Source organism: Sodaliphilus pleomorphus (genome assembly GCF_009676955.1).
Lineage (GTDB): Bacteria > Bacteroidota > Bacteroidia > Bacteroidales > Muribaculaceae > Sodaliphilus > Sodaliphilus pleomorphus.
In genome coordinates this window covers 2,809,237-2,818,926 of sequence record NZ_CP045696.1, presented here as the reverse complement: position 1 = coordinate 2,818,926, position 9,690 = coordinate 2,809,237, and the positions used below count along the sequence as shown (strand labels likewise).

The window sequence follows — 9,690 nt, the reverse complement described above, 5'->3', positions numbered from 1 at the left end:
CAAAAATGACACAAGATATAGAATTTCAATCGGCCGAAACCATCAAGGCGTTTCAGGAGCAGAAGCTCCACACGGCCTTGTGCTATCTCAAAACGTGCTCGCCCTACTACCGGCGCATGTTTGACTCCTATCGCATCAATGTCGACAAGATAAGACATCTCGAGGACTTGGAGAAAATCCCTTTCACCGAGAAAAAAGACCTGCAACTCTTCAACGACGACTTCTTGTGCGTGCCCAAGAGCAAGGTCATCGACTACATCACCACCTCGGGCACACTGGGCGACCCGGTCACCTTCTGCTGCACCGAGCAAGACCTGCAGCGGCTGGCCTACAACGAGAAAAAATCGTTTGCCTGTGCAGGCCTTCACCCGGGCAACATCCTTCAACTCATGACCACAATCGACAAGCGATTTATGGCAGGGCTGGCCTATTTCCTGGGCATACGCGAGCTGGGGGCAAGCATCATACGCGTGGGCAACGGCATCCCCGAGCTGCAGTGGGACACCATCGAGCGCATCAAGCCCGACTCGGTGATGTGCGTGCCCTCGTTTATACTGCGCCTCATCCAGTGGGCCGAAGACCACGGCATCGACTACAAGCACTCAAGCGTGAAACGCATCATAGGCATAGGCGAGGGACTGCGCAACCAGGACTTCAGCCTGAACCTGCTGGGCCGCAAGATAAAAGAGAAATGGGACGTCGACCTCTATGCCACCTACTCGTCGACCGAGATGGGGGCCACCTTCAGCGAGTGCCAGTATGGGCAGGGTGGACACGTGCACCCCGAGCTCATCATTGTCGAAATCATAGGCGACGACGACATGCCAGTCGACGACGGCCAGGTGGGCGAGGTGGTGGTGACCACACTGGGTGTCGAGGGCATGCCGCTGCTGCGCTTCCGCACGGGCGATGTGTGCGCCAAGGTCACAGCACCCTGCAAGTGCGGTCGCAACAGCTACCGCCTCACGCCCCTGGTGGGCCGCAAAAACAACATGATAAAGCTCAAGGGCACCACACTGTATCCGCCTGCCATCAACGACGTGCTCGACAACATCGACATCGTGGAGAACTATGTGGTGACCGTGCAAGACAGCGACAGCGGCACCGACGACGTGATTGTGAAAGTGGGGCTCAAGCACCCTGTAGACTATGATGCCGTAAAGGCGCTCAAAGACCGCTTCCGCGCCCACTTGCGCGTGGCACCCAGGGTGGAGATAGCCAGCCCCGGCGAGATACAGAAAATCAACTTCCCTGCCAAGTCGCGCAAGCCAGTGAAATTTATCGACCTGCGCAAGCACGACGAGTAGCCACAGTTAAACAAGGTCACACATCATCACCTATACCGACAGAACGACAACACAAGCCCCTATATGGAGAATTACGACGACATACGCCCCTACACCGACAGCGAGATACCCGCGGCCATGCACCGCATTGTGCGCAACGATTTTTTCCCGCTCCTGGCACGATATGTTTTCCCCCACCTGCCCACAGAGCAAGTGCGCGACATGATGCTCTCGTTTAGCACCATCTACGACTTCCAGTACCAAGTGATGAGGATAGCCAACGAGCGCATCATTGCCAACTCCATCACCACGTTCACCTGCGACGGCACCAGCCACATCGAGCCAAGAGGCAGCTACCTCTTTGTGAGCAACCACCGCGACATCATGCTCGACGCCTCGCTGCTGCAAAACGTGCTGCTCGCCCACGGCCACGACACCAGCGAGATCACATTTGGAGCCAACTTGATGCAGGGCGAGCTCATGATCGACCTGGGCAAGAGCAACAAGATGTTTCGCGTGGAGCGAGGCGGCAACATGAAGGACTTCTATCTCTCGAGCATGCACTTGTCCAACTATATACGCAATGCCGTGACCCGCCTGCACCACTCGGTGTGGATTGCTCAGCGCAACGGCCGCACCAAAGACGGCAACGACACGACCGACCAAGGCATCATCAAGATGTTTTGCATGAGCCACCCGCAAGACAAAATCGAGGCACTCGAGCAGCTGCACATCGTGCCCGTGACCGTGAGCTACGAGTGGGAGCCCTGCGACGTGCTCAAGGCCATAGAGCTCTACATGTCGCGCACCGAGAAATATATCAAGAAGCCCGGCGAGGACCTCACCAGCATCATCACCGGCATCGTGCAGCCCAAGGGACAGGTGCATTTCTCGATAGGGCGTCCCCTGGGGCACGACGAGCTCATGCAATTCAACGACTGCACCAGCACCGACTATCATCGACAAGTGGCCAAGCTGCTCGACCGCCGCATCATAGCTGCCTACCGGCTCACGCCCAACAACTACATTGCCCACGACCTGCTCTACGCCCAAAGCCGCTACAAGCACCGCTACACTGCCCAGCAAGAGGCCGACTTCATTGCCCACCTGCAGCAGCTGCACCGCTACGACTACGTCGACGAGCCCGAGGTGCTGCGCAACATCCTCCTGGGCATCTATGCCAACCCCGTGACCAACAAGGAGCGTCTACCAGGCTGAAAACAAAACCCCACGTGTCTGCCGCCGTGGCACAATTTTTGCACCATTCCTATCATGTAGCATAAAAACCAAAAACGAAGATAAACATGGCATCATTAACACTTAAACAGCTTTTCCAGTTTCCTGCCGACGTCGAGGAGCGATTGAAAGACAAGACCTTTGTGGGCATCGATTTCGGCACGAGCACCGGCCTCGGGGTAAACTCTCCATTTGGACCTATCTGCTGCTCTATGAGCGCCATCAAAATTATCCCGACGACAATCGGGGCTTCTTCTTAGACGCACTTCATGCCTACGGCAACTACACGAAGGCAGCTGAAATCGACGCCTCGGTGGTGCAAGGAAGCAAACTGGGCAAGCACATCTACCAAGACTTCGACAATAAGGCGACATTTGAACAAATATCATATTATATCAGATCGAGCAAAGTCGTGGCCGGCACCGACAAAATCTTTAAAAATTTCTTCACAATTGCGTTTCTGTTCTTGCGGTTGAAAAAGGACTTCGAGGCGGGCCTCGATACAAACAAGCTGTACTACGGTGTACACATCAACAAGCTCAAAGATGTATTAAAGCAATACGGAGAAAGAGAGCTCAAGCATGCCCTGTATCTCTTGGGCCTCACCCTGGGCTGGGACTTGACCTATAAATACATCTACCGCATCTCGTCGTATCCCATCTTGAAAATAACACAGCAGTGACATCGGCGCTGCCATAGGGGCCCATCGCGAAACACTCACAAGAGACTGCATCCACATCAATCCTCCTGACTTCGTCACTTTTTCAAGGAGGAAAAGTATTAATTTGTAATTTCCTATTAATCAAATTGTTGTAATTTTACATACCCTGTTTTTGGGGTATGCAAAAGTTTTTTTAACTATGTTCATAAAGAAGATACATAATCGGTCGGGTAGTGTAAGTGTGATAGTAGCAGAAAAGAATAAAGGCAAGTATACTAAACTGGCAACTATCGGCATCGCCAGGGATGAAAGCGAAGTTGATGAGTTGAACGTAGAGCGGGCGTTCCGCATTGCAAAGTCGAAAATCGAGATACGCCCCATGTTCCACTTCACACGCAAGCGCATCGAGGCGCACGTCTGCATCTGCTTCGTGGCCTTGAAGTGCTACAAAGAACTTGAACGCAGGCTCAAAGCCGCCAACATCGGCATGAGCGTTGACAAGGTGCTGAACATGGCAAAGACTGTCACCACCATCGTGTTCCGACTGCCTGAGAGTGGCAAAACTGTCACAAAGACAATGCCCATGAAACGACATCAGCGAATAGCAAAACTATTCACTGGCGAATTTTGGGGTATGCGATGACGAAGTCAGGAAAAAAACACAGCAGTGACATCGGCGTTGCCATAGGGGCCCATCGCGAAACACTCACAAGAGACTGCATCCACATCAATCCTTTTTCAGAAAAAGGGCTGTGTGGATGCTCTTATTCTAAAGCTCTTGAATGAAAGAAACACGACCTGCTACTGAAAAACATAGGATTTTTGCATCAAAATATTTGCTAAAAGAACAAAATCAGCTATATTTGTCGTACCCAAAAAACAATTGTGAACACAGATGAAATTAAAACCTGAAGAATGTTACTTAAGATTAAGCCAAGAGCATGACAACGTGTACTACATCTATAAAATACTGCCAGAAAGCGAACAGGGCAACAGCTATCGATGCCGCTGCTGCCGGGTGAGCAATTGCGAAATGCTTGCACAATACATCGACATCGCCCGTGAGGATGACAACGTGAAGATGGCACAGGCACACAAAATCGATGTTGACATCTACAACCAAGTCGAGGACCGCATGAAAGAGATGACACAGACCAGCCTGCGCATGGTGCTCACCAACAGCTTGGGGCTATTCAAGGGCAAAGTGCAGACGGGCGACAATTTCGCGTTTATCGACTCGGTGAGCCGTGTGATCGTGATTGGGAACGGGATACCCAAGAAAGCCTATACCCGGAGCATCCACATCGAACCTGATCACATCTATCTGCCCAACCAAGAAACAGAATTTGAAGAAATAGAATTGCAACAATTTGAAAACGGAATCAAGATCACTAAGGAGACCTACGACGCCATCGAGACGATGCTCACCCGGCGGTTCAAGTCGGCCATGAGGCTGCTCAACGACGTCTACCGGCAATCGGCCCCTTAACGCACCCGGCACTCAGCGCTATCGCCGCTTGCTCAGCACCTGGGCAAGCATGTGCGGGCTCAGCCCCTGGGGCAGATATTCGGTCATGTCTTTGCCGTACTTGAGCCACTCGCGCACAATGGTGCTGGAAATGTGGCTGAACTCGGGCAAGGTGTAGAGCAGCAGGGTCTCGATGCCCGAAAACTTGAGGTTGACCTCGGCTATGCTCATTTCATACTCGTAGTCCTGCACCGTGCGCACACCGCGCACAAAGCAGCAGGCTCCCACCTGCTTGGCCACGTTCACCGTGAGGCCATCGCTGGCCATCACCCTCACACGGGGCTCATTGCTGAAAGTGTCCTCGATGATGCTCACACGCGTGTCGACATCGAAGTAGCCTTGCTTGAGGCTGTTGTGCACTACAAGCACCACAACCTGGTCGAAGATGGTGAGGGCGCGTTGCACAATCGACTCATGCCCACGGGTAAACGGGTCGAACGACCCTTGAAACACAGCTATCTTGGTGTTGCTCATAATTGATTTTTTGGCTCTATGTGTCGGTAATATCACTTCACTCCGCTCCGTGCTCAATGCACGGTGATGTCCTCGTCGTCCTCGATGACCAGGTTGTCGACAATAAACTCCTGACGCTCCATCGTGTTCTTGCCCATAAAGAACTCAAGCATCTTGTTGACCGCGTCTTCCTTGCGCAGCTGCACACGGTCGAGGCGCATATCGGGGCCTATGAAGTCGGCAAACTCGTCGGGGCTAATTTCCCCAAGACCCTTGAATCGCGTGATCTCGGCATTGTCGCCGAGCTTGTTGATGGCACGCACGCGTTCCTCGTCGGTATAGCAATAGTAGGTCTCGGGCTTGATGAGCTTGGCCTCGCGTCCTGCGGCACGGCTCTTGCGCTTGGCTTCCTTGCGGTTGCGCACACGGAAGAGCGGCGTCTGCAAGATGTAGAGATGGCCCGTCTTGATCAACTCGGGATGGAACTGGAGGAAATAGGTGAGCAACAGCAGGCGTATGTGCATGCCGTCGACATCGGCATCGGTGGCAACAATCACCTTGTTGTAGCGCAAGTTGTCGATACTGTCCTCGATGTTGAGGGCGGCCTGCAGCAGGCTGAACTCTTCGTTTTGCACCACTTGGGCAGGTTGCAGCCCAAAGGTGTTGAGCGGCTTACCGCGCAGAGAGAACACCGCCTGCGTCTCCACGTCGCGTATCTTGGTGATGCTGCCGCTTGCCGAGAGGCCCTCGGTGATGAAAATCGAGCTTTCCTCGCGGCGGTCGTTGTCTTTTGGAGCTCGCGCGTCGTTGAAGTGCACACGGCAGTCGCGCAGCTTGCTGTTGTTGAGCGCCACCTTCTTGGCCCGCTCACGGGCCTGCTTGGTGACGCCGGCAATGGCTTTGCGCTCACGCTCGCTTTCCTGTATTTTCTTGAGCAGCACCTCGGCAGTATCGGCATCCTTGTGCAAGTAGTCGTCGAGTTGCTTCTTGATGAAGTCGTTGATAAACTTGTAGATGGTGGGGCCGTCTTTCCACATGACGCTGCTGCCCAGCTTAATCTTGGTTTGCGACTCAAAGACCGGTTCCTCTACCTTGATGGCAATGGCGGCCACAATGCCGTTGCGAATGTCGCTATACTCAAAGTTCTTGCCATAGAACTCCTTGATGGTGCGTGAGAGCGCCTCGCGAAATGCCGTCTGGTGAGTGCCACCCTGGGTAGTGTGCTGGCCGTTGACAAAGGAGTAGAACTCCTCGCCCACCTGCGCTGCATGGGTGATGACCACCTCGATGTCGTCGCCCTTGAAGTACATGGGCTTGTAGAGCGGGTCGTTGGTCATGTTCTCCTTCACCAGGTCGAGCAGGCCGTTGCGCGAGTGGTAGCGCTTGCCGTTGTAGACGAGCGTGAGGCCAGTGTTGAGGAAGGAGTAGTTTTTCACCATTGCCTCGACAATGTCGTCGTGGAACTCGTAGTTCTTGAAAATCGTATTGTCGGGGGTGAATTTCACCAGCGTGCCGTTTTCCTCGTCGGGGCCGGCATCGACGATGCCCGTCTCGCTCTCGACCAAGCCCTCGCTGTAGGTCACGGCAGCACTCTGGCCATCGCGCACACTGCGAATGTAGAAGTGCGACGACAGCGCATTGACAGCCTTGATACCCACGCCATTCAGGCCCACCGAGCGCTTGTAGTTCTTGGAGTCATACTTGGCGCCGGTATTCATCTTGCTCGAGGCATCTCTCACCTGGTCGAGGGGGATACCGCGGCCATAGTCGCGTATTGTCACGGTACCGTCGGCCACATCAATTTCAATCAGGGGCTTGGCAAACCCCGTGTTGTACTCATCGATGCTGTTGTCGATCACCTCCTTCATGAGCACGTAGATGCCGTCGTCGCTCTGGCTGCCGTCACCCAGCTTGCCTATGTACATGCCAGGACGCAACCTGATGTGCTCGCGGGGAGTGAGCGTCACCAGTTTGTCGTAGCCACCGAAGTCGCTCGGCTGCTCAATGCCCTCTTTGTTCTGGTTCAATTCCAGTTTTTCTTCCATCTAACTTAAATTGCAGTGTATTCTGAATTGACTCACAAAGTTAAAAAAAAAATCCCACATGCCCAACATGCCGGGCACATTGCTGGCCAGGACAACAGCACACAACACGCTATATTTCAACCTATTGTTTTTTCAATTCTGAAAACTGACCAGCGTGAGCCAAGACGTTTTTTTATTGCAAGAGAAAGGCCGAGGGGCAAATTATAGTTACCTTTGCAACATGAAATGGTTTTTCTTGTCGATGACACTCATCGTGGTTGTGCCCGACGCCTACATCTTTGCCACGCTCATTGCAGGCCACGCACCTGCCCGGGACTTTGACAGTTAGAGTGTAAAATTTTTTCTAATGAATTGTTGCACAGTTCATTTTTTATTTGTATATTTGTAGCTAATAGTAGTTATTACATTAAAGGATTATCGATATGAAGGCGACATTCGGCACTACAAAGAAGGGCACGTGGGCTTACATCCAGAAGTCGGTGCGCATCGACGGCAAGTCTACCACAAAGACTGTCAGGCGGCTGGGGCTGCTTGAGGACATCAGGCGCAAGTACGGCTGCCAGGACCCGCGCCAGTGGGTCAGGGACCTGGCGGCCCGCATGACCGAGGAGGAGAAGGCCGGCAGGGAGCGCATTTCGGTTGACTTCTACCCGGGCCAGACCGTGGGGATGGGCGACCTGCCTCTGCGGGCGGGCGGCGACCTGATGCTGCTGCCGCTCTACAACAGGCTCGGCCTGCCCCGCATGTGCGCCGAGATCAAGAAGGCGAGCAAGGCGAAGTTCGACCTCGACGGGATATTGAGGACGCTGGTCACGGGCCGTCTGCTCTTCCCCTGCTCCAAGCAGAGGACGCTGCGAAAGGCGCAGGGGCTGGTGCGGCCCCCGAAGTTCGGCGAGGCCGACATGTACCGGGCCCTGAGCCTGCTCTCGGGCCACATCGACGACATCCAGGCCGGCGTCTACGCCTGCTCGGCCAGGTTCATGGAACGCAGGGACAGGGTGATCTACTACGACTGCACCAACTACTACTTCGAGATCGAGGACAACGACAGGGACACGGTGGACATAGAGACCGGCGAGCTCGTGGCCGGGCTGCGCAAGCGCGGCAAGTCGAAAGAGAACCGGCCCAGCCCCATCGTGCAGATGGGCATGTTCATGGACATGGACGGCATCCCGCTGGCCTTTGTGGTCTTCCCGGGCAACGAGTCGGAGCAGGCCACGCTCCAGCCGCTCGAGGATGTGCTGAGGCGCAAGTTCGGCCTGACCGAGTTCGTCGTCTCCACCGACGCCGGCCTGGCCTCGGAGGGCAACCGGCGCTACAACATGGACCAGGGCCGCGACTACATCTGCGTCCAGTCGATCCCCTCGCTGCCCGCCGCCGACCGCCGGGCCGCCGTCGACCCCAGGGGCTGGAGGCTGGGCTACTGCGCCGACGGGGAAAAGGCCAGGCTGCTGCACGAGAAGTACTCCGACGGCGGCCTCTACAACCTGGACGTGCTGCGCGAGGGCGGCCAGGCTGACAGCTCCCTGCTGCGCCAGACCACATTCTACAAGGAGATACTTGTCGACAAAACCGTGAAATGCCTCAACCCGCAGTGGCTCGAGGCCCGCAGGGAGAACCCCGGCGCAACGCCCGTCGACGCCCGGGGGCGACGCATCAGGCAATGGCAAAGCTCCTCCAGGGCCGAGAGGGTCATCATCACCTACAGCCACGACTTCGCCCTCTTCCTCAGGCACAAGCGCGCCGAGCGCCTCGCGGCGGCCAGGAAGATAGTGGCCAGGGGGCAGGCCAACCCGCGCCGCTCGCAGCAGTCACCGCTCAACTACATAGAGACCATACACAAGACCGACGACGGACAGACGGCCGTCAAGACCGAGATGGTCATCAATGACGACATCCTAGGGCAGGAGGAGAAGCTCGACGGCTTCTACGCCTACGCCACCTCGCTCGACGACGAGGCCGCGTTCGTGCTCAAGGCACGCTCCTTCCATCACGAGATAGAGCACCTGTTCCGCACCACCAAGACCCACCTCGAGGCCAGACCCGTCTACCTCTCCAGGCAGGACCGCATCCGCTCCCACTTCCTCGTCTGCTTCCTCGCACTGCTGCTGCTCAAGCTCCTGCAAAAGCAGCTGGCCGACTCGTTCCCCGAGGCCTACAAGGAGCACCCCCTGACCGTCGACCAGCTGATCGACACTCTCCAGAACCTGCGCTTCGGACAAATCCAGGGACTGGGATACGTGCCCATGTTCCAGCGCACCAGCCTCACCGACCAACTGCAAGAGCTTGCCGGTGTGGAAGTTAACAAACAGATAATCACAAAAGCAGCGATGAACGCGTTCTACCGAAAGGTTAACAAAGGTTAATCCTTGCAGCACCGAAAAATTAGCTACATTACTTTACTATGTAAAGTATTGTGTAGTAACACGTTAATACAACAAACTGTCAAATTAGGAAAGTTAAAAAAAAAATCCCACATGC

8 protein-coding genes and 1 pseudogene are annotated in these 9,690 nt (G+C 54.9%); 7 read left to right on the top strand and 2 right to left on the bottom strand.

The genetic code is table 11. The features are described 5' to 3' along the window. Positions 1-5: 5 nt before the first annotated feature. From flxY to GF423_RS11615, 6 genes and pseudogenes are all read left to right on the top strand, one after another. Positions 6-1,307 (top strand): flexirubin biosynthesis putative acyl-CoA ligase FlxY, encoded by a 1,302-nt coding sequence (gene flxY / locus GF423_RS11640; protein WP_154328520.1) that lies wholly within the window; start codon positions 6-8, stop codon positions 1,305-1,307. 63 nt (positions 1,308-1,370) lie between these two features. Then, a complete protein-coding gene (locus GF423_RS11635; RefSeq protein WP_154328519.1) occupies positions 1,371-2,504 on the top strand; it encodes an acyltransferase in 1,134 nt (377 codons plus the stop codon). An 86-nt stretch (positions 2,505-2,590) separates the two neighbouring features. Next, entirely contained in the window at positions 2,591-2,782 is a 192-nt protein-coding gene (locus GF423_RS11630) for a hypothetical protein (RefSeq protein WP_154328518.1), read from the top strand. A gap of 56 nt (positions 2,783-2,838) precedes the next feature. Beyond that, positions 2,839-3,204: a hypothetical protein gene (locus tag GF423_RS11625; protein ID WP_154328517.1), complete on the top strand. Its 366-nt coding sequence runs from the start codon at positions 2,839-2,841 to the stop codon at positions 3,202-3,204. Between the two features lie 307 nt (positions 3,205-3,511). After that, positions 3,512-3,826, top strand: a pseudogene (locus GF423_RS11620) (IS1634 family transposase); the annotation flags it as partial. Positions 3,827-4,078: 252 nt separating this feature from the next. Continuing rightward, positions 4,079-4,672 carry a hypothetical protein gene (locus GF423_RS11615; RefSeq protein ID WP_154328516.1) on the top strand — a complete coding sequence of 198 codons (594 nt, stop codon included), beginning with the start codon at positions 4,079-4,081 and terminating at the stop codon, positions 4,670-4,672. 18 nt (positions 4,673-4,690) lie between these two features. Here the strand turns inward: GF423_RS11615 and coaD are convergent, their stop codons facing one another. Further along, the gene (gene coaD, locus GF423_RS11610) at positions 4,691-5,185 is read right to left on the bottom strand and encodes a pantetheine-phosphate adenylyltransferase (protein ID WP_154328515.1); all 495 of its coding nucleotides are present in this window, start codon (positions 5,183-5,185) and stop codon (positions 4,691-4,693) included. Between the two features lie 53 nt (positions 5,186-5,238). After that, complete coding sequence (locus tag GF423_RS11605) at positions 5,239-7,209, bottom strand: DNA topoisomerase IV subunit B (protein ID WP_154328514.1); 1,971 nt, start codon at positions 7,207-7,209, stop codon at positions 5,239-5,241. Positions 7,210-7,631: 422 nt separating this feature from the next. Here GF423_RS11605 and GF423_RS11600 point away from each other — a divergent pair, with 422 nt between their 5' ends. Further along, positions 7,632-9,575: an IS1634 family transposase gene (locus GF423_RS11600; RefSeq protein ID WP_154328513.1), complete on the top strand. Its 1,944-nt coding sequence runs from the start codon at positions 7,632-7,634 to the stop codon at positions 9,573-9,575. Positions 9,576-9,690 lie beyond the last annotated feature (115 nt).